Origin of the sequence: Phenylobacterium sp., from assembly GCF_025351295.1 — a bacterium.
GTDB lineage: Bacteria > Pseudomonadota > Alphaproteobacteria > Caulobacterales > Caulobacteraceae > Phenylobacterium.
In genome coordinates this window covers 1-18,678 of sequence record NZ_JANXWD010000025.1, presented here as the reverse complement: position 1 = coordinate 18,678, position 18,678 = coordinate 1, and the positions used below count along the sequence as shown (strand labels likewise).

15 protein-coding genes and 1 rRNA gene are annotated in these 18,678 nt (G+C 69.8%); 10 read left to right on the top strand and 6 right to left on the bottom strand.

Annotated features, from left to right (window positions below; genetic code table 11):
• Positions 1-3 precede the first annotated feature (3 nt).
• On the bottom strand, positions 4-963 hold the full coding sequence (locus tag Q0R13_RS03940; RefSeq protein ID WP_293899790.1) for an alpha/beta hydrolase: 960 nt from the start codon (positions 961-963) through the stop codon (positions 4-6).
• Positions 964-1,025: 62 nt separating this feature from the next.
• On the opposite strand from Q0R13_RS03940, the gene Q0R13_RS03935 reads away from it, so the two are divergent.
• Positions 1,026-2,255, top strand: a complete 1,230-nt coding sequence (locus Q0R13_RS03935; protein WP_293899787.1) for a multidrug effflux MFS transporter — start codon at positions 1,026-1,028, stop codon at positions 2,253-2,255.
• Here the strand turns inward: Q0R13_RS03935 and Q0R13_RS03930 are convergent.
• Genes Q0R13_RS03930 through Q0R13_RS03920 form a run of 3 tightly spaced genes read right to left on the bottom strand, consistent with a single transcriptional unit; the run spans position 2,246 to position 5,309 of the window.
• Entirely contained in the window at positions 2,246-2,641 is a 396-nt protein-coding gene (locus tag Q0R13_RS03930) for a DUF423 domain-containing protein (RefSeq protein ID WP_366852345.1), read from the bottom strand. The genes Q0R13_RS03935 and Q0R13_RS03930 overlap by 10 nt on opposite strands.
• On the bottom strand, positions 2,608-4,032 hold the full coding sequence (locus Q0R13_RS03925) for an amidase family protein (RefSeq protein WP_293899784.1): 1,425 nt from the start codon (positions 4,030-4,032) through the stop codon (positions 2,608-2,610). Before Q0R13_RS03925 ends, Q0R13_RS03930 begins: the two co-directional genes overlap by 34 nt.
• Positions 4,032-5,309, bottom strand: a complete 1,278-nt coding sequence (locus Q0R13_RS03920) for an aminotransferase class III-fold pyridoxal phosphate-dependent enzyme (protein WP_293899782.1) — start codon at positions 5,307-5,309, stop codon at positions 4,032-4,034. Before Q0R13_RS03920 ends, Q0R13_RS03925 begins: the two co-directional genes overlap by 1 nt.
• 659 nt (positions 5,310-5,968) lie before the next feature.
• Here Q0R13_RS03920 and Q0R13_RS03915 point away from each other — a divergent pair.
• The 6 genes from Q0R13_RS03915 (at position 5,969) to Q0R13_RS03890 (ending at position 12,738) form a co-directional block, all read left to right on the top strand.
• Entirely contained in the window at positions 5,969-7,132 is a 1,164-nt protein-coding gene (locus Q0R13_RS03915) for an MFS transporter (RefSeq protein ID WP_293899779.1), read from the top strand.
• Between the two features lie 74 nt (positions 7,133-7,206).
• Positions 7,207-8,226: an NAD(P)-dependent alcohol dehydrogenase gene (locus tag Q0R13_RS03910; RefSeq protein ID WP_293899776.1), complete on the top strand. Its 1,020-nt coding sequence runs from the start codon at positions 7,207-7,209 to the stop codon at positions 8,224-8,226.
• 10 nt (positions 8,227-8,236) lie between these two features.
• Positions 8,237-8,770 (top strand): VOC family protein, encoded by a 534-nt coding sequence (locus tag Q0R13_RS03905; protein WP_293899773.1) that lies wholly within the window; start codon positions 8,237-8,239, stop codon positions 8,768-8,770.
• Between the two features lie 144 nt (positions 8,771-8,914).
• On the top strand, positions 8,915-9,697 hold the full coding sequence (locus Q0R13_RS03900) for an enoyl-CoA hydratase-related protein (RefSeq protein WP_293899770.1): 783 nt from the start codon (positions 8,915-8,917) through the stop codon (positions 9,695-9,697).
• Positions 9,698-9,858: 161 nt separating this feature from the next.
• A complete protein-coding gene (locus Q0R13_RS03895; RefSeq protein WP_293899767.1) occupies positions 9,859-10,998 on the top strand; it encodes a DUF3667 domain-containing protein in 1,140 nt (379 codons plus the stop codon).
• A gap of 81 nt (positions 10,999-11,079) precedes the next feature.
• Positions 11,080-12,738 (top strand): choline dehydrogenase, encoded by a 1,659-nt coding sequence (locus Q0R13_RS03890; protein WP_293899765.1) that lies wholly within the window; start codon positions 11,080-11,082, stop codon positions 12,736-12,738.
• A gap of 148 nt (positions 12,739-12,886) precedes the next feature.
• On the opposite strand, the gene Q0R13_RS03885 is transcribed toward Q0R13_RS03890, so the two are convergent.
• Positions 12,887-15,763, bottom strand: a complete 2,877-nt coding sequence (locus tag Q0R13_RS03885) for a pitrilysin family protein (protein ID WP_293899762.1) — start codon at positions 15,761-15,763, stop codon at positions 12,887-12,889.
• Between the two features lie 119 nt (positions 15,764-15,882).
• Between Q0R13_RS03885 and Q0R13_RS03880 the strand changes: the two genes are divergently transcribed.
• Positions 15,883-16,587, top strand: a complete 705-nt coding sequence (locus Q0R13_RS03880) for a rhomboid family intramembrane serine protease (protein WP_293899759.1) — start codon at positions 15,883-15,885, stop codon at positions 16,585-16,587.
• A gap of 156 nt (positions 16,588-16,743) precedes the next feature.
• Positions 16,744-17,172, top strand: a complete 429-nt coding sequence (locus Q0R13_RS03875) for a CBS domain-containing protein (RefSeq protein WP_293899756.1) — start codon at positions 16,744-16,746, stop codon at positions 17,170-17,172.
• Positions 17,173-17,178: 6 nt separating this feature from the next.
• Here Q0R13_RS03875 and Q0R13_RS03870 read toward each other — a convergent pair whose 3' ends face one another.
• A complete protein-coding gene (locus Q0R13_RS03870) occupies positions 17,179-17,622 on the bottom strand; it encodes an Rrf2 family transcriptional regulator (protein ID WP_293899753.1) in 444 nt (147 codons plus the stop codon).
• A gap of 663 nt (positions 17,623-18,285) precedes the next feature.
• On the opposite strand from Q0R13_RS03870, the gene Q0R13_RS03865 reads away from it, so the two are divergent.
• A 16S ribosomal RNA gene (locus tag Q0R13_RS03865) occupies positions 18,286-18,678 on the top strand; the annotation flags it as partial.

The following is an 18,678-nucleotide window of genomic DNA, read 5'->3' as shown; positions in this document are numbered from 1 at the left end:
CTTTTACGTCGGGAAGCGCCTGTCCAGCCAGTCCAGGATGAGGCGGTTCACTTCTGCCGGTTTCTCCTGCTGCGTCCAGTGCCCCGATCCGCGCACCAGGTGGGTTTCCAGGTCACCGATGAAGCCCGGCATGTGCTCGGCCGCCGACGGAGGCAGGACCGCGTCCAGTTCGGCGGTGATCATCAGGCAGGCGATGCCGTCGATCCGGGTTGGCAGGGTCTCGGCCCGTTCCCAATTGCGGGTGAAGTTGCGGTACCAGTTGATCGGGCCCGTGAAGCCGCCGGCCTCGAAGGCCTGGACGAACACCGCCAGTTCCTCCGGGCTCAGCAGCTGGTCGCCGCCGGTCTTGCCGTCCCAGCCGTTCAGAAGGTCCTTGAACGCGAAGGTGGAGCCCGAGGCGCTGGGCTCGGCGGCCGCGGCCAGGGCGGCCGGCTTGCGCATGAAGAAGCTCATGGTCTTGTGCACGTCGGCGCCCAGCACGGCGTCAGCCTCGCCGGGGGTCTGGAACCAGACGATGTACATGTCCGGCCCGAAGCGGTTGCGCATGATCGCGATGGGGTCGGCCGGCGCGCGCGGCATGAAGGGGGTATTGAGCCCGATCACGCCGGCCACCCGGTCGGGATGCAGAAGGGGCGCCTGCCAGACGACGATGCCGCCCCAGTCGTGGCCGCAGAAGATCGCCTTCTCCACGCCCAGGTGGTCGAGCAGGCCGGTCATGTCGCCGGTCAGCTGCTCGATGTCGTAGTTCGTGACGCCATCCGGCTTGGCGGAGCGGCCATAGCCCCGCTGGTCGGGCGCGATCACCCAGCGGCCGGCGTCGGCCAGCGCCTTGATCTGGTGGCGCCACGAGAAAGCCAGCTCGGGGAAGCCGTGGCAGAGCACGATCGGCACGCCTTGGCGCGGCCCGGCCTCATAATAGGCCAGATCGACGCCGTTCACCGCCGCCCGTTTGACAGGCGGCATCATGGTCTCAAGCGCAGACATGACAGCGTCCCCTTTCCCTTATCCGTGCGGACCAGTAGGGCATGGCTACCGTGACGTCCGCCAACGAGTCTTCCGCCGCGCCCCCGTCCACGCCGTGGGGCCTCGTGATCCTGTTGGGGTCGCTCACCGCCATGGGTCCGCTGGCGATCGACATGTATCTGTCGAGCCTGCCGGCGATCGGGCGGTCGCTGCACGCCAGTCCCGCCCAAACCCAGGGCACCGTGGCGGCGTTCCTCGCCGGGATGGGGATCGGCCAGGTGTTCTACGGCCCGGCTTCCGATCGCTCGGGGCGTCGCGCGCCGATCCTGCTGGGGGTGGCGATCTTCACGGTGGCCTCGGCCGGCTGCGCGCTGGCGACCACCCCGGAGTGGCTGCTGGTCGCGCGCTTCATCCAGGCGCTGGGGGCCTGCGCCGGGGGCGTGGTCTCCCGCGCCGTGGTCCGCGACCGGTTCGGCCATACCGAGACCGCGCGAATGCTCAGCCTGATGATGCTGATCATGGGGCTGGCGCCGATCCTGGCGCCGCTGCTGGGCAGCGCCTTGCTGACCTTCGGCGGCTGGCGGCTGAACTTCTGGTTCATGACCGCCTTCGGCGTGGCGGTCGGGCTGGCGGCGCTGCTGCGGATGCAGGAGTCCCGCTCGGCGGCGACGACGCTGCAGGCCAGCCAGGAGAACCCGTTCCAGTCCTATCTGGCGATCCTGCGCGAGCGGCGGCTGATCGGCTATGCGCTGTCGGGCGCACTCAACGGGGCGACGCTGTTCACCTATCTCTCGTCGTCGCCGGACCTGTTGATGGGGACCTATGGCGTGTCGGTGGGCCTGTTCCCCTGGCTGTTCGGCCTGAACGCGGTCGGGATCATCGGCGGCAACCAGGTCAACCGCTTCGTCCTGCGCCACTTCACTCCCGACCAGGTGCTGGCGCGCTCCAGCCTCGTGGCGCTTGGGGTCGGGGTGCTGATCGCCATCGCCGCCTTCACCGGATTGAGCGGACCCTGGACCATCCTGCCGTTGCTGTTCCTGCTGCTGTCGAGCTACGGCTTCGTGCAGGGCAACACCATGGCCGGAGCGCTGAACGTCGATCCGCTGCGGGCCGGCGCCATCTCGGCGCTGATGGGCTCGGTGTCGTTCGGGGCCGGGGCGCTGGCGTCGCTGCTGGCCGGCGTGCTGCATGACGGGACGCCCCGGCCGATGGCGGCGGTGATGCTGATCGCCCTGATCGGCTCGGCCCTCTGCCTGCACGGCCTGGCCCTGCCGAAGCGCGCTCAGGCCTGACGCACGCCGGCGGCGGCCCAGGCCAGCACGCCCCAGCCGGCCAGGAAGGCCAGGCCGCCGATCGGGGTGATGGCGCCGAACCAGCGCGGCGCGCCCAGGCCCATGGCGTAGAGCGAGCCGGAGAAGATCAGCACGCCGGCCAGGAACAGCGGGGCCGCCAGGGCCGCCCGGGTCCCGCCCATCTGCCAGACCACGGCACAGGCGAACACCGCCAGGGCATGGGCCAGGCCGTATTCCGCCCCGGTCCGCAGCCAGCCCTGCAGCTTGGGATCGGTCACCCCGTGGGCGGCGAAGGCCCCGAACCCCACCGAGGCGAAGCCGGCCAGGGCGGCCAGGATCATCCAGAGCCGCATCAGCCCCAGACCTGCGGCCGCCGGTCCTTCCACGGCGCTTCCTTCTCCAGCTGGCCGGCCAGGCGGAAGAGGGTGGCCTCGTCGGCGTACTTCGAGGTGAACATCATGCCGATCGGCAGGCCGTTCGCGCTCATCTCCAGCGGCAGGCTGAGCGAGGGCTGGCCGGAGTAGTTGAACGGCGGGGTGAAGGGATAGGTGCGGCCCTGGCGCTTGTTCACTTCGCGCGGTTCCAGGTTCACCGGGTCTATGAAGCCGATCTCCGGCGCCGGCGTGCCCATCACCGGGCAGAGGTAGACGTCGATGTCCTCGAAGGCCGCCAGCGTCTTGAAGTTCAGCATCCGGGTTTCCTGCAGCGAGCGCATGACCGCGGCGCCCTCCTGCCGGCGGCCGCCCTTCAGCAGGGCCCAGGTCAACGGCTCCAGCTCGTCGGCCTCGGGCTCGCGGCCCACCTCCTCGATCAGCCGCGCCAGGCCGGCCGCGAAATTGGCCCCGGCGGCGGGGCCGCGCGAGGCGTAGAGGGCGCGGTAGTCGATGCCCAGGCCGCGTTCGATCACCTCGTGGCCCAGCCCCTTCAGCAAGGCCGCGGTGCGTTCCAGCGCCGCCTGGATCTCCGGGTCGATCGGCCGGCCGTTGGGGGTCTCCGACGACCAGGCGATCCGCAGCCTGCCCGGGCTGGCCTCGACCTCCTGGGCATAGGGCCGGGCCTTGGGCGGGGGCGGGTAGGGCGCGCCCGGCGCGGCATAGCCGGTGGCGTCCAGCATCACGGCGGAGTCGCGCACCGTGCGGCTGACGATGTGGTCGACGACGTTGCCCAGGGCGTAGTCATACCCGTCGGGCAGGTTGGGGTTGCGGTCACGGGTGACCTTCAGGCCCACCAGGCCGCAGCAGGCGGCGGGGATGCGGATCGAGCCCAGGCCGTCGGAGGCATGCGCCATCGGCACGATCCCCGCCGCCACCGCCGCGGCCGAGCCGCCCGACGAGCCCCCGGCGATGTGCGCGGGGTTCCAGGGGTTGCGGCAGGGGCCCAGGTGGGCGCTCTCGGTGGTGCCGGTGATGCCGTATTCCGGGGTGTTGGTCTTGCCCAGCGCCACGACGCCGCAGGCGCGGTAGCGGGCGGTGAGGCCGCCGTCCTCGGTGTCGACGATCCCCGCGGCGAACTTGCTGCCGGAGGTCCGCGGCCAGCCGGCCACCGGCATGCCCAGGTCCTTGATCAGGAACGGCACGCCCTTGAAGGGCCCGTCGGGCAGGGCGCCGGCGGCCTCGCGCCGGGCGTCGTCATAGCCCTTGAAGACTACGGCGTTGAGGGCCGGGTTGTGGCGCTCGATGCGGGCGATCGCCGCCTCGACCAGCTCGGCCGGCGTCACCTGCCCCTTGGCCACCAGGCCGGCCAGGCCGACGCCGTCGTACTCAGAATAGTCGTCCATCAGCGGGCTCCGGCGGAAAGGAAGGCGAGTTTCTCGACCGGCGCCAGGTCGCGCACCTGGCGCTTCAGGACCCCGAAGGCGCCCTCGGCCGCGTCCAGCGCGCCGTCGATGTCGGCCTCGGTCATGGCGGCGCAGAGGAACATGTTGTGCCAGGGGTGCACATAGACCCCGCGCGACAGCATCTCCGACGAGAAGCAGAAGCCCTTGCGCAGGTCCGGGTCGTCGTCGAACAGGAACAGCGGCATGACGCCGGGTCCGGTCTGGCGGAAGCCGAAGCCGGCCGCCTTCGAGCGTTCGTCGAGGCCGGCGCGCAGCCGTTCGCCCAGCGCGGTGATGCGTTCCAGATAATCGGTCTCGCGGATCAGCCGCAGGGTCTCCAGCGCCGCGGCCATGGTCGCCGCCTGGTACCAGAACGAGCCGGTGACATAGATCGAGGCGGCCGCCTTGCGGGCCACGTCGCTCCCCAGCATCACCGACAGCGGATGGCCGTTGGCCAGGCACTTGCCCCAGGTGGAGAGGTCGGGCTGCACGCCCAGCCGGCTCCAGGAACAGTCGCGCACCAACCGGAAACCGGCGCGCACGTCGTCCACCACCAGCAGGGCGCCGGTCCGGTCGCAGAGCTCGCGGGCGCGGCGCGCATAGGCCGGGTCGGGGTCGGCCTGGTCGATGAAGGCGTCATGCTTGAACGGGGCGGCGAAGATGGCGGCCAGGTCGTCGCCGGCCTGCGCGACCGCGGCCTCCAGGCTGGCCACGTCGTTGTAGTCGCAGAGGATCTGGTGGGCCCGGTCGCTGTCGATGGTCCCCGAAGGCCGCGGCACGCACCAGGGCGCCGCGCCATGATAGGCGCCCTTGGCCCGCACCACGGTCTTGCGCCGGGTGTGGGCGCGCGCGGTGGTCAGCGCCATGGTGGTGGCGTCGGTGCCGTTCTTGCAGAAGATCGCCCAGTCGGCGTGGGTGACCATGCCGGTCAGCGCCTCGGCCAGCTCGACCATCAGGGCGGTGGGGCCGGTCATCGTGTCGCCCAGGCCCAGCTGGCGCACATAGGCCGCGTCGATCTCCGGCTGGCCATAGCCGAACAGGTTCGGCCCATAGGCGCACATGAAGTCCAGGTAGCGCCGGCCGTCGACGTCCCAGATGTGGGCGCCGTCGCCGCGTTCGAAGAACTGTGGATAGTCGTCGGGCAGCAGGCCCACCGACTGGTGGCCGTACATGCCGCCCGGGATCACCCTGGCGGCGCGCTCGCGCAGATCGCGGTCCCGGCTGTTCGTCTGGGCCATCCGGCCTCTCCCTTATCGGCGTTCAGGAGACCTTAGCCGCGCCCACGGCCCCGTCCAACGCCTGCCTTGCGCCGGCGGAGTCAGCCGGAGGCGCGCCGGGGCGTGTCGGCCGCCCATGGCGGGGGCGGCGGAGTTGTCAGGTGCTCGGCGCCGGGCGGGCGCCCTGGCGGGATGAAGCGAGCGGGGCGTCATCGGACTGGCCTTCGCGGAAGCCGCAGAGCTTGTGGGCGTGGCGCGCTGGAAATTCGGTCTGCGGCGAACGCACACACAGCCACAAGCGCGCTATCGCAATGCCATCGCCCCTTCTTGAAACGCGCGCCATAGAGCCGGGCCGGAGGCCTCACTCCGCGTCCTAGATCAGCATGAGCAGGCCCAGCGCATAGCTGCGGTAGACGCGGCCCGGGCGCGCCATGGGCACGGCAGGCGCCGCTGAGACGGTCATGGCTGGTCCTCCCGCCGTCTTCGACCCGCCTTCGTGGCGGTTGTCGGACCACGTTATGGGGGGCGCGAGGCGAGTCAACGCCGCCGCCACGGAAGGCGGCGCGAGGGGCCGTCAGCGCACCGAAATGGTCACCGAAATGATGGCTGACGCTCGAAGAGGCGTTCTCACACCCGACGGGGGAGGCACTCGCGGCGCGACTCCTGTAGAGCCGGCGCAGATGTCGCTGCCGATCCGCCTGGGCCTGTTCTATTCGGCGATCTTTGTCGGGACGGGGGCCAGTTCGCCCTACATGCCGGTGTGGTTCGCGCACCATGGGCTGTCGGGCGCGCAGATCGGGCTGATCCTGTCGCTGCCGCTGATGGCGCGGACCCTGACCGCGCCGCTGATGGCGGTGTGGGCCGACAGCTTCCGGCTGCGGCGCACGGCGCTGATCTTCATGGCCCTGGCGGTGGCGGCGGCCTATGCGCTGATGGCGCTGCCGCTGGGGTTCGGCGGCTGGGCGGTGGTGTGGTTCGCGGGCTCGGCGACCTTCACGACCCTGCCGCCGCTGGCCGACGTGCTGGTGCTGAACCGGGCGCGGCGCGACGGGTTCAACTTCGGCTGGCCGCGGGGCATGGGCTCGGTGGCGTTCATGGTCGCCAATATCAGCGTCGGCGCGCTGCTGACCTGGGGCTCGCCCGAGGTGGTGCTGGTGTGGATGACCGCCGCGGTGGCGCTGACGGCGCTGGGGGCGCGGCTGCTGCTGCCGCCCGACCCGGTGCACGAGGCGGGCGAGGCGGCGGCGCTGAAGGACCGGCTCGCCGGCCTGGGGGAGTTGCTGAAAGACCCCGGCTTCATGACCGCCGCGGTCGCCTGCGGCCTGATCCAGTCGGCGCATGCCTTCTATTACGGCTTCTCCACCCTGGCCTGGAAGCAGCAGGGGTTTCCCGAGAGCCTGACCGGGATGCTGTGGGCGGTGGGCGTGGCCGCTGAGGTCGGGTTCATGTGGTTCCTGGAGCCGTGGCGCCGCCGGATGGGGCCGCGCAACCTGCTGGTGCTGGGCGGGGCGGCGGCGGCGATCCGCTGGACGGCCTTCGCCTTCAGCCCGCCGCTTTGGCTGGTGTTCCCGCTGCAGGCGCTGCATTTCCTGAGCTATGCCGCGACGTTCCTGGCCTCGCTGCAGCTGGCCGAGAAGCTGTCCAGTCCGCGCAACGCCTCGGCGGCCCAGACGGTCACCTCGGCGCTGTCCGGCGGCGTCCTGATGGGCCTGGCGACCCTGGCGTCGGGGCCGCTGTTCGACCGCTTCGGCGCGCGGGGCTACCTGCTGATGACGGCGATGTGCGTGGTGGGCCTGCTGGGCGCCCTGCGGCTGTACAGCGTCAAGCGGCTCGACCCGGCCTAGGTCGCCCCTGACGTGAGGGCACGGTTGCGGCGGCGTCCCGGGGCGCCGATGATGGCGCAAACGGAGGAGATACCATGCGCGCCCTCAACGTCGCCGCCCCCTGGGGATTTGACGCCATCCAGGTGGTTGACAAGCCCGACCCGACGCCGGGCCCGGGCGAGGTGCTGGTCCGCATGAAGGCGGTGTCGCTGAACTATCGCGACCTGTTGATGGTGCAGGGCATGTACGGCCGCGCGCCGACCTCCTCCGGCGACGTGATCACCCCGTTCTCCGACGGCTGCGGCGTGGTCGAGGCGGTGGGCGTGGGTGTCACCCGCGTCAAGCCGGGCGACCGGGTGGCGACGCTGTTCTTCCAGGGCTGGATCTCCGGGCCGGCGACCCTGGAGAAGGCCGGGACGGCGCTGGGCTTCCCGATCCCCGGGGCGGGGGCGGAGCTGCAGACGTTCAATCAGGACGGAGTGTCCAAGGTCCCCGACTTCCTGAGCGACCAGCAGGTGGCGACCCTGCCGTGCGCGGCGCTGACGGCGTGGCGGGCGCTGTTCGAGGACGCCGACCTGCAGCCGGGCGACACGGTGGTGCTGCAGGGCACCGGCGGGGTCTCGGTGTTCGGCCTGCAGTTCGCCCATGCGGCGGGCCTGCGCACCCTGATCACCTCCTCGTCCGACGAGAAGCTGGCGCGGGCCAAGGCGCTGGGGGCCGATCACCTGGTCAACTACAAGACCACGCCGGACTGGGCCGGCCCGGTGCGCACGGCGACCGGCGGTCGGGGCGCGGACTTCATCATGGAGGTCGGCGGCGGCGGCACCATCCAGCAGAGCATGCGCGCCATCCGCATCGGCGGGCACATCTCGATCATCGGGATCGTCGCCGGCGCCGGCGACGCGTTCAACCCCGCCGCCCTGATCGGCAACGCCGCCAAGCTGCAGGGCGTCTTCGTCGGCTCGCGCGACATGTTCGAGGCGATGTGCCGGGCGATCGAGTTGCACAACATCCAGCCGGTGGTCGACAAGGTGTTCCCGTTCACCGAGGTCAAGGCGGCCTTCGCGGCGATGGCCGCAGGCGAGCATTTCGGTAAGATCGTGCTGGAATTCTGAGGAGACCACCATGCAGACCAAGGGGATCAACCATCTGGCGCTCGTCTGCCGGGACATGGCCGAGACGGTCGCGTTCTACACCGGGGCGCTGGGCATGCCGCTGGTGAAGACCGTGGCGCTGCCGGACGGCGGGCAGCACTTCTTCTTCGACTGCGGCGGCAGCTCGCTGCTGGCGTTCTTCTGGTGGCCCGACTCGCCGCCGGAGGCGCCGGGGATCGCCTCGGTGAAGGCCTTCCCGACAGAGCCCAAGACGGCGGTGGGCTCGATGAACCACGTCGCCTTCCACCTGGACGAGAGCGAGCTGGAGGCCTCGGTGGCGCGGCTGCAGGCGGCCGGGGTGCATGTCTCGGTGCCGATGGTGGTGAACCACGACGACAGCCCGATGGGCGTGGCGCGCGACCTGCACGAGGGCGTGTGGGTCCGCTCGGTCTACTTCCGCGATCCGAACGGCATCATGCTGGAATACGCCGCGGTGCTGCGCGACTTCCGGCCCGACGACGTGGCGCATGAGCCGGCGCGGGCGGTGGAGCTGGCTGTCGCCTGAGGCTGGACGCCAGGCCTTCCCTCCTCTGCCCATCATCCCCGGGACAAGCCGGAGATGGCGATCTTTTGAGGGTGGTCCGTTCTTGTGTTGACGGACGCACCGGCATCCTCCGACCCTCCGGCCCAACAATCCGAGGAGGACGCCATGGCCTATGAATTCATCAAGGTGGAGCGGGACGGGCCGGTCACGACCTTCACGCTGAACCGGCCGGAGGTGATGAATGCCCTGCATTCGCCGGCCCACTTCGAGATGCACGAGGCGGTCGACGCCTTCGCCGCCGATCCCGACCAGTGGGTGGGCATCGTCACCGGGGCTGGCGAGCGGGCGTTCTCGGCCGGCAACGACCTCAAGCACCAGGCGACCGGCGGCAAGATGGGTTCGCCGCCGTCAGGGTTCGCGGGCCTGACCTCGCGGTTCGACCTGGCCAAGCCGCTGATCGCCGCCGTGAACGGGGTGGCCATGGGCGGCGGGTTCGAGATCGCGCTGGCCTGCGACATTATCGTGGCGGCGGACACGGCGGTGTTCGCCCTGCCGGAGCCGCGGGTCGGGCTGGCGGCGCTGGCCGGCGGCCTGCACCGGCTGCCGCGCGCCATCGGGACCAAGCAGGCCATGGGCATGATCCTGACCGCGCGACGGGTCTCCGCCGCCGAGGGCAAGGAACTGGGCTTCGTCCACGAGGTGACCGCGCCCCAGGACCTGATGCGCGCCGCCCATGCGCTCGCCAAGCAGATCTGCGAACTGGGCCCGATGTCGATCCGGGCCTCCAAGGAGGCGGTCTACAGGGGCCTGGACGAGCCCAGCCTTGAGGCGGCGCTGAAGGGCCAGAACCGCTATCCGGCGGTGGCGGCGCTCTATACCTCCGAGGACTTCAAGGAGGGGCCGCTGGCCTTCTCGCAGAAGCGCGCACCGAACTGGCAGGGGCGGTAAGGGGCGTACTGCCTATCCTTCTTTGGCTGAGCGCCGTTCCTCTCCCGCCTCCGGCGGGAAAGGAACGGCAGCGTAGAGGTATTGGAACAAAACGGCAACGATGACCCCTTGCCGCACTGCACCAATCCCGGCACATTCGTGCGGAAGCTCGCGGGGACGGCATGGTGGATCTGGACGCGTTGGGCGGGGTGGCGACGGGCGGGCTGATCGCGTCGCAGTTCGAGAAGCCGACGGGCGAGGCGGGCGAGCACCACACCGAGTGCGCCGACTGCGGGACCGAGACGGTCGGGCGGTTCTGCCACAACTGCGGCAACCCCAGCCACGTCCACCGCACCCTGCTGCACCTGGGCGAGGAGCTGCTGCACGGGGTGATGCACTTCGACAGCCGCACCTGGCGGACATTGCCGCTGCTGGCGTTCCGGCCCGGCCGGCTGACCCGCGAATGGGTGATGGGCAAGCGGACGCGCTACGTCTCGCCGCTGGCGCTGTTCCTGTTCACGATCTTCGTGATGTTCATGGCGATCAGCTACCTGCCGAAGCCGAAGGAAAACGTCGTCGAGCAGCAGGCGGTGGCGGCGGCCAAGCTGGCCAAGCGCAACACCGACGTGGCCAACGCCAAGGCAGCGCTGGCCAAAGCCAGGACGCCGGAGGCGCAGGAGGACGCGCAGAGCGCGCTGACGGAGGCGCAGGGCGAGGCGGTCGACGCGGCCACCGATCTCCGCGACGCCCGGCGCGACGTCGTCCAGGTGACGACCGGAGCCAAGGCGCCGGGCGACAGGACGGCGGGCGACAAGGTGGTCGTCGCGACCGACTGGAAGAAGGAGTTGGCCAAGCAGACCGTCGGCAAGAACGGCTTCAGCACCGGCAACGCGAAGCTGGACGAGAAGCTGCAGGAGAAGCTCGACAACCCCGAACTGGCGATCTTCAAGCTGCAGCAGGCGTTCTACAAATTCTCCTTTCTGCTGGCGCCCATCTCGATCCCGTTCGTGGCCCTGCTGTTCCTGTGGAAGAAGGGGTTCACGCTCTACGACCACGGGGTCTTCGTGCTTTATTCGATCACCTTCATGTCGCTGCTGGTGATGGTCCTGGCGGTGGCCACCCGGATCGGCGGGATGGTGGCGGGCCTGACGTGGTTGGCGGCGTGGGCCATCGTGCCGGCGCACATGTTCTTCCAACTGAAGGGCGCCTACGGGCTGAAGACCGGCTCGGCGCTGTGGCGCACCGTCTTCCTGATGATCTTCTCCGTCGTGGCGCTGCTGCTGTTCATCGCCGCCATCCTGTGGTTCGAGACCCAGGTCTGAAGTTGACGCGGGCGTCACTCTTGCCGGGGCGGCGCGGCTGGGTCAGTGTCCCGCCGATTTAGCGGTGCAGGGACGAGACGCGTGGACCGATACGACTACATCATCATCGGCGCCGGCTCGGCGGGCTGCGTGCTGGCCAACCGGCTGAGCGAGGACGGGACCAAGCGCGTCCTGCTGCTGGAGGCCGGGGGCAAGGACAAGTCGCTGATGGTCCGGATGCCGGCCGGGGTCGGCGCGCTGATCGGCAAGCCGGGCCCCTACAACTGGGGCTTCTGGACTGAGGCCGAGCCCAACCTGGAGGACCGCAAGCTGTGGTGGCCGCGGGGCAAGGGCTGGGGCGGGTCGTCGTCGATCAACGGCATGATCTACATCCGCGGCCACGCGCGCGACTACGACCAGTGGCGCCAGATGGGGCTGGGCGGCTGGGGCTATGCCGATGTGCTGCCCTACTTCAAGCGCTCGGAGGCGCTGGAAGGCGGCGGCGACGCCTGGCACGGCGGCGACGGGCCGCTGAAGGTCTCCAAGGCCGCGTCGCCGAACCCGATCTACAGCGCGGTCATCGAGGCCGGCGGCGAGGCCGGCTTCCCGCTGACCAAGGATTTCAACGGTTTCCAGCAGGAGGGCTGGGGCCCGTACCAGTTGACCATCCACGACGGCGAGCGCTGGAGCGCGGCGCGGGGCTATCTGCACCCCGTGCTGACCCGCCCGAACCTGACCACCCTGACCGGCGCGCGGACCACCCGGATCGTGGTGGAGAACGGACGGGCGACCGGGGTCGAGATCTTCGAGGAGGCGACAAAGGCCCGCCGCGTGGTCCACGCCGACGCCGAGGTGCTGCTGTGCGCCGGCGCGGTGCAGTCGCCACAGATCCTGCAGCTGTCCGGCATCGGCGATCCGGAGGAACTGGGCCGCCATGGCATCGCGGTCGTGCACGAACTGAAGGGCGTCGGCGCCAACCTGCAGGACCATCTCGACGTCTGCCTGTCCTGGGCGTGTCCGCAGCCGATCACGCTCTATTCGCTGCGCAAGGGCCTGATCAAGACCCTGGGCATCGGGCTCAACTACCTGCTGTTCAAGAAGGGGCTGGGCCGCATCCAGGGACTGGAGAGCGGCGCCTTCCTGCGCTCGCGGCCCGACCTGGACCGGCCCGACCTGCAGATCCACACGGTGCTGGCGATCATGCAGGACCACGGCAAGGTGCAGGTGGAGAAGGACGGCTTCACCTTCCACGTCTGTCAGTTGCGGCCCGAGAGCCGCGGGCGGGTGGGGCTGAAGTCCGCCGACCCGATGGACGATCCGGCCATCTTCGCCAACTACCTCGCGACCGAGGAGGATCGCCGGGCCCTGCGCGAGGGCGTGAAGATGATGCGCGAGGTGGCGAAGCAGCCGGCGCTGAAGCCCTACATCAGCGAGGAATTCGCGCCCGGCGAGGCCGTGCAGACCGACGCCGAGATCGACGCCTGGATCCGCCGCACCTCGGAGACCATCTATCATCCGGTCGGCACCTGCCGGATGGGCGTGGCGGGCGATCCCATGGCGGTGGTCGACGGCGAGTGCCGCGTGCAGGGGCTCTCCGGCCTGCGGGTCGTCGACGCCTCGGTCATGCCGACCCTGGTGGGGGGCAACACCAATGCGCCGACCATCATGATCGCCGAGAAGATCTCCGACGTCATCCGGGGTCGGGCGGCCCTGCCGGCCGACGAGGCGCCGGTGTACGAGGCGGGCCAGAAGGCGGCGTGAGGTTTCCCTCCCCTTTATGGGGAGGATCGACTCGCCGAAGGCGAGCGGGGTGGGGAATGGGGGTTCAAGCTCACTGTCCGGTCGTGAGTTCCCCACCCGGCTTGCCCTCGGCAAGCTGTCCCTCCCCATAAGGGGAGGGAAACGATGCTCAGTCGACCGGCTTGACCTCCGGCTGGATGACGATTCGGTAGGCGGCTTCGGGCTTCAGCCAGACCTGAGCGGCGTGTTTGACGTCGGCGGCGGTGACCCGTTCGGTGCCGGGGACGATCTGGCGGATCACGTCGAGGCGGCGCGGGTCGGCCTGGGCGCCGGAGAGCTCGCCGACCCAGTAGCCGTTGGTCAGCTGCGCCTTCTCCAGGCCCTCTATGCGCGGCTTCTTGGCGCGGGCCAGTTCGTCGGCGCCGACCTCGTTGAGGGTCAGGTCGCGGGCGATCTTCAGGGTGTCGGCGAAGAAGCCGGGCAGCTTCTCCGGCGGCACCTCGACGTTGGCGGCGATGTAGCCCCAGCCGCTCCAGACCAGGCTGTGCTGGGAGCCGACGTCGGGGGAATAGGTGGCGCCCTGGGCCTCGCGCAGTTCGTCGGTGAGGCGCAGCTTCATCACCTCGCGCAGGATCGCGGTGTCGCGGGCCAGCTGCGGGTTGACCCAGTAGTCGGTGGTGCCCCAGCCGATGTAGCCGATGGCCTGGTCGGCGCGGCCCTTGTGGGTCAGCACGACGGGCTGGGCCGAGCCCTTCGGGAAGGCCACGACGTGGGCCGCGGGCGGGACGGGCTTGCGGTCCGGGCGCCGGGGCAGGGCGCCAAAGGTGGCGCCGGTCTGCGCGATGGCCTGGTCGACGGAGATGTCGCCGACGATCACCACCTCCAGCGGGCCGTTAGACAGGTCTGGCATGACGGCGGCCTCGACGTCGCCCAGCCTGGCGCCGGCGATCTCGGCCGTGCTGGGGAAGGTCCAGCGGCGGTCGCCGGAGTGCAGCAGGCCCGAGAGGTCGCGGGCCATGACGCCGCTGTCGGTGGACTCGTACTGGTCGTGGAGGGTCTTGCCGGCCGACTTGATCCGCTGGAAGGCGGCCTCGCGCCAGGCCGGCTCGCTGGCGTAGGCGGCCAGCACCTGGAGCTGGGTCGGCAGGTCGCCGGTCCGGGTGCCGCCCGAGAGGACCAGGGCGTCGTCGGTGAAGCTGAAGCGGCCGCCGAACACCTTGGAGGCCAGCACCTGTTCCATCTGCTCGACGTCGATCTTCTTCAGGCCGCCTTCGATCAAGGCGCTGGACGCCCAGAACGGGCTCTGGCGGTCGTTCGGCAGGTTCAGCATGCCCTGGCCGATGTTCACCCGCACCAGCACCTCGTCGTCGCGGAACCCCGTCGGCTTGACGGTGAGCCGCACGCCGTTCTCGAAGCGCACGAAGGTGGTCTTCAGGTCCGCCACCTCGCGCCGCGCCGCGACCTTGCCGGGCGCGCCGAAGCTCTCGTAGGGCCAGGCCACCTGCTTGGCCTGGGCGGGCGGCAGCACGGCGACCTGCTGGGAGGCGGTGAGGGCGGCGAGCACTGTCGCCTCGCCGCCCTCGATGGGGGTCGGCGAGGCCATGAACACCAGCGGCCCCTGGCCCTGGAAGACGGTCCTCAGCGCCGCGTTGACGGTATCGGCCTTCAGGTCCTTCACGTCGGCCTCGAAGCGGGCCAGGTCGTCGCCCGGCGAGGTCACCACGACGTTGTCGGCCAGCGAGCTGACGATCTCCTCGGCCAGCTCGGTCTGGCGGCGGGTGGCGGCGCCGGCCAGGTCGGCCGTCAGGCCGGCGCGGATCTCCGCGACCTCGCGGTCCAGCTCGTCCTGCCGCACGCCGTACTGGATCAGCCGGCGCTGTTCCTGCTCGACGGCGGCCAGGGCTTCGCGCCAGTGGCCGGGGTCCGCATTGACCCCGATGGTGGCGATCTCCGCGGCGTCGTCCTGTTCGCCCTTGAAGGCGCCGGCGCCCAGGAAGGGTGGATCGGCGGCCCGCGAGATGGCCGAGTAGCGGCGGTTCAGCACCGCCAGGCCCAGGGTCTCGGTCAGGTCGCGGCGGCGCTTGGCGGCGGTGTCCAGCGACAGGTCCGGCGGGCTCAGCCAGGCCACCTGCAGGGTCTGGGTGACTCCGGGGTCGACCACCAGCCGGGCCTCGGCCTTGCGCGGGGCCACCGGGCCCTGCTCGGGCTCGGGCAGGGGCGGGGCCTGGGCTTTCCAGTCGCCGAACGCCGAGCGGATCTTGGCCTCCATGGCGTCGAGGTCGAAGTCGCCGACCGCCACGAACACCGCGCGCTCGGGCCGGTACCAGTGACGGTAGTAGTCGGCGATCAGGCTGGCGGGCGCGGTCTTGAGAATCTCCACCTTGCCGATCGGCAGGCGGGTGGGCAGGCGCTGGTCCTTCATCAGGAACGTCATGCGCGCGATGCCGACCCGGTAGCTGGGGGTGGCGCGGGCGCGTTCCTCCGACAGCACCACGCCGCGCTCGCGGTCGACCGCGTCCGGCGCGATGGTCAGGTTGAAGGCCGTCTCGCGCATCAGCATCAGCGAGGTGTCGAGGGTCTCGGGGTCGGTCTTCGGCAGGTCCAGCTGGTAGCTGGTCTCGGAAAAGCCGGTGGCGGCGTTGGTGTCGGGCCCGAAGGCCAGGCCCAGGCGCTCCAGGATCTTGACCATCTCGCCTTCCTTGACCTGCTTGGAGCCGTTGAAGGCCATGTGCTCCAGGAAGTGGGCGAGGCCCTGCTGGGCGTCGGTCTCCATCATCGACCCGGAGGCGAACCACAGGCGGTAGGCGGCGCGGCCGGGCGGGGTCGCCTGCTTGCGGATCGCATAGCGCATGCCGTTGGGCAGGGCGCCGAAGCGGATCGCCGGGTCGGCCTTCAGGTCCGAGGTCGACTGCGGCCACTGGCCGGGGGCAAGTTTGGCGGGGACCGGGGCCAGCTCGGGGACCGCGGCTTGGGCCTGGGCGGCGTAGGGGACAGCGAGCGCGAGCGCGGCGGCGAGGATCGGGCCGGCGCGCAGGAAACGGGTCATCAAGTCTGCCTGGAAAGGGAACATGGAGCGGCTGCACCATCGCCAAGCGCCATGGCCATCGCAAGGCGTCATCGCGGCAACTCTCGCGCGACGCGGCGACACGGCTTACATGAGGCCCGATGAACGTGCTCCATTTCGAAGCCCCCGCGCCGGGCGGATCGGGAACGCCGCGGGCCGGTGAGCCCGGATATCGCCCCGCCCCCGAGCCGATGGTCAATGCGCCGTGGCCGGTGGTGGCGGTGACCCTGGGCATCGTCGCGGCCTATGCCGTACAGAGCCGGTTCGACCTGCAGCAGGTGGAGCAGGCCTTCGCCTTTTCGCCGCCGCAGCTGCTGGGCGGCCATCCCGAGCGGTTGGTCAGCTCGATGTTCGTGCATGGCAACTGGTCGCACGCGCTGATGAACGCCGGCTTCTGCCTGGCGTTCGGGGCGCCGGTGGCGCGGCTGCTGGGGCGCGGGGCCGGCGGCGCGGCGGCCTATTTCCTGTTCTTCCTGACCACCGGGATCGTGGCGACCCTGGGGTTCGCGGCGGTGCACTGGGGGCAGGGCGTGTCAGTGATCGGGGCGTCGGGCGCGGCGTCCGGGCTGATGGGCGGCGCGGCGCGAATCATCGGCGGCCAGGGGCGCGTCGGGCGGATGTTCTCCCCGGCGGTGCTGCAGATGGGCGCGGCGTGGGTGGTGATCAACCTGATCATGGCGGTCAGCGGCAGCCTGCTGGTCCCCGGCGGCGGCGACGCCCTGGTCGGCTGGGAGGCGCATCTGGCCGGTTTCGCGGCCGGCGTCCTGCTGATCGGCCCCTTCGCCTGGCTGGCGGGACGCCGCTAAGCGCCACCTCCGCCGCCTTCGCCGCCACCTCCCCCGCCGTCTACGCGACAGGGGGCGGAACGCCGCCGTCACGCGTGCGTGACGCGGGTGTGCATTGTGTACCCGTTGAAACTGGGCAAACGTGATGGCCCATAAACCGGGAACAGGAGGCGGCGCATGCTGGTCTCGCAGATTCTCAAGACCAAGGGCGATGCGGTCTTCACGATCAAGCCCGGGGAAACGGTCGGCGCGGTCGCGGAACTCCTGCATTCCAAAGGCGTCGGCGCGTTCGTCGTGCTGGAGGCGGACCGGGTCGCGGGCATACTGTCCGAGCGCGATATCGTCCGCGCTGTCGCCACCGGCGGCGCGGCGGCGCTGAAACGGCCGGTCTCGGACTTCATGACCGCCAAGGTGGTGGTGGCCGATCCCGGCGAGACGATCGATTCGCTGCTGACCCGGATGACCGACCGGCGCATCCGCCACCTGCCGGTCTGCAAGAACGACCGCCTGGTGGGCATCGTCTCCATCGGCGACCTGGTGAAATGGAAGATCTCCGAGGTCGAGGCCGAGGCGGATGGCCTCAAGGCCTACATCGCGGCCAGTTGAGCCCGGTCAGACGATCGAGCGAATCGGCTCCGGCGCCCCGGAGACCGCCGCGTCGGCCAGCGTGTAGGCCTCCAGCACCTCGGCGGTGGCGTCGCGGGCGCGCAGCAGGGCCTCGCGCAGGGTGCAGGTCTCCAGGTCCGGGCAGTCGGCGCATTTGCGGAAACCGAGTCGCGGGCTGACGCAGGGGGCCAGCGCCAGGGGGCCATCGACGATCCGAATCACCTCGGCGAAGGTGATCTCCGACGGCGGGCGGGCCAGCACATAGCCGCCGAACTTGCCCCGGCGGCTGACCACGATCTGGCTTCGGGACAGCTCCAGCAGAATCGCCTCGAGGAACTTGCGCGGCGCGCCGGCGCGGGCGGCCAGTTCGCCGGCGCTCACCTGCACGCCATCGGCGCGGGCCAGCTCGACCAGCGCCCGCAGGCCGTATTTCGCCTTCTGCGACAGCATCCCCCACCTCCCGGCCGCGAGTAGTGCCGGGCGCATGGGGCGTGCGCAAGGCCATGCGCCCCTCGATACGGCGCGACATTCCGACAGTTTCCGACAAAATCCGTGACAATCGGTTGACGCGGGAACGGGCGCCAACTAGATAGCCGCCTCCGCCGGGAACACACACACCGGGAAACGAAGACCTCGCCCACAAGGCGCTTGATTTTCGGTTCTAGATGAGTATGTTCCCAGCCTTCAATCGAATCGTCACGGACTTGAGGGAAGCCCCTCGGCGGCCCGCGGTGATTTTTGCGGTCAATTCCTGGGCAACCGGGGTATCCGCAGAAAGTCTGAAAAGACCGATTGACACTAAAGAGGCCGGTCAATAGATAGCCGCCTCCGCCGCCCACCGGCGCAAAACAGTGGGGCAGGGGAAACCCGGTCGCGGTCTTTGACATCGTTGAATTGGAAAGAGAAACGCAGGCGGCGGCGTCCTGGCGCTAGTCCTAACCAGACTAGCTCGACGCTGACGAATTCTGCGGTCTCTTGAAGACACCATGAATATGGATACCTGGGGATTTCGGTCCTTAGGCATCGATGTGAATGGGAACTCGTCAAGAACTACGCAGACTAAAATGCCAGCCGATGCTTCGGCATCGGGGACGCTAAGTCAGAACGTCAACTCAACCTGAGAGTTTGATCCTGGCTCAGAGCGAACGCTGGCGGCAGGCCTAATACATGCAAGTCGAGCGCACCTTCGGGTGAGCGGCGGACGGGTGAGTAACGCGTGGGAATGTGCCCTTTGGTACGGAACAACTGAGGGAAACTTCAGCTAATACCGTATGTGCCCTTCGGGGGAAAGATTTATCGCCATTGGAGTAGCCCGCGTTGGATTAGCTAGTTGGTAGGGTAAAGGCCTACCAAGGCTACGATCCATAGCTGGTCTGAGAGGATGATCAGCCACACTGGGACTGAGACACGGCCCAGACTCCTACGGGAGGCAGCAGTAGGGAATCTTGCGCAATGGGCGAAAGCCTGACGCAGCCATGCCGCGTGAATGATGAAGGTCTTAGGATT

Excerpts from the sequence above, each read along its gene's own strand:
- Q0R13_RS03880 (WP_293899759.1), top strand. The coding sequence starts at position 15,883 with ATGAACGTGCTCCATTTCGAAGCCCCCGCGCCGGGCGGATCGGGAACG.
- Q0R13_RS03925 (WP_293899784.1), bottom strand. The coding sequence starts at position 4,032 with ATGGACGACTATTCTGAGTACGACGGCGTCGGCCTGGCCGGCCTGGTG.
- Q0R13_RS03875 (WP_293899756.1), top strand. The coding sequence starts at position 16,744 with ATGCTGGTCTCGCAGATTCTCAAGACCAAGGGCGATGCGGTCTTCACG.
- Q0R13_RS03920 (WP_293899782.1), bottom strand. The coding sequence starts at position 5,309 with ATGGCCCAGACGAACAGCCGGGACCGCGATCTGCGCGAGCGCGCCGCC.
- Q0R13_RS03915 (WP_293899779.1), top strand. The coding sequence starts at position 5,969 with ATGTCGCTGCCGATCCGCCTGGGCCTGTTCTATTCGGCGATCTTTGTC.
- Q0R13_RS03895 (WP_293899767.1), top strand. The coding sequence starts at position 9,859 with ATGGTGGATCTGGACGCGTTGGGCGGGGTGGCGACGGGCGGGCTGATC.
- Q0R13_RS03900 (WP_293899770.1), top strand. The coding sequence starts at position 8,915 with ATGGCCTATGAATTCATCAAGGTGGAGCGGGACGGGCCGGTCACGACC.
- Q0R13_RS03940 (WP_293899790.1), bottom strand. The coding sequence starts at position 963 with ATGCCGCCTGTCAAACGGGCGGCGGTGAACGGCGTCGATCTGGCCTAT.
- Q0R13_RS03905 (WP_293899773.1), top strand. The coding sequence starts at position 8,237 with ATGCAGACCAAGGGGATCAACCATCTGGCGCTCGTCTGCCGGGACATG.
- Q0R13_RS03870 (WP_293899753.1), bottom strand. The coding sequence starts at position 17,622 with ATGCTGTCGCAGAAGGCGAAATACGGCCTGCGGGCGCTGGTCGAGCTG.
- Q0R13_RS03935 (WP_293899787.1), top strand. The coding sequence starts at position 1,026 with ATGGCTACCGTGACGTCCGCCAACGAGTCTTCCGCCGCGCCCCCGTCC.
- Q0R13_RS03885 (WP_293899762.1), bottom strand. The coding sequence starts at position 15,763 with ATGACCCGTTTCCTGCGCGCCGGCCCGATCCTCGCCGCCGCGCTCGCG.
- Q0R13_RS03910 (WP_293899776.1), top strand. The coding sequence starts at position 7,207 with ATGCGCGCCCTCAACGTCGCCGCCCCCTGGGGATTTGACGCCATCCAG.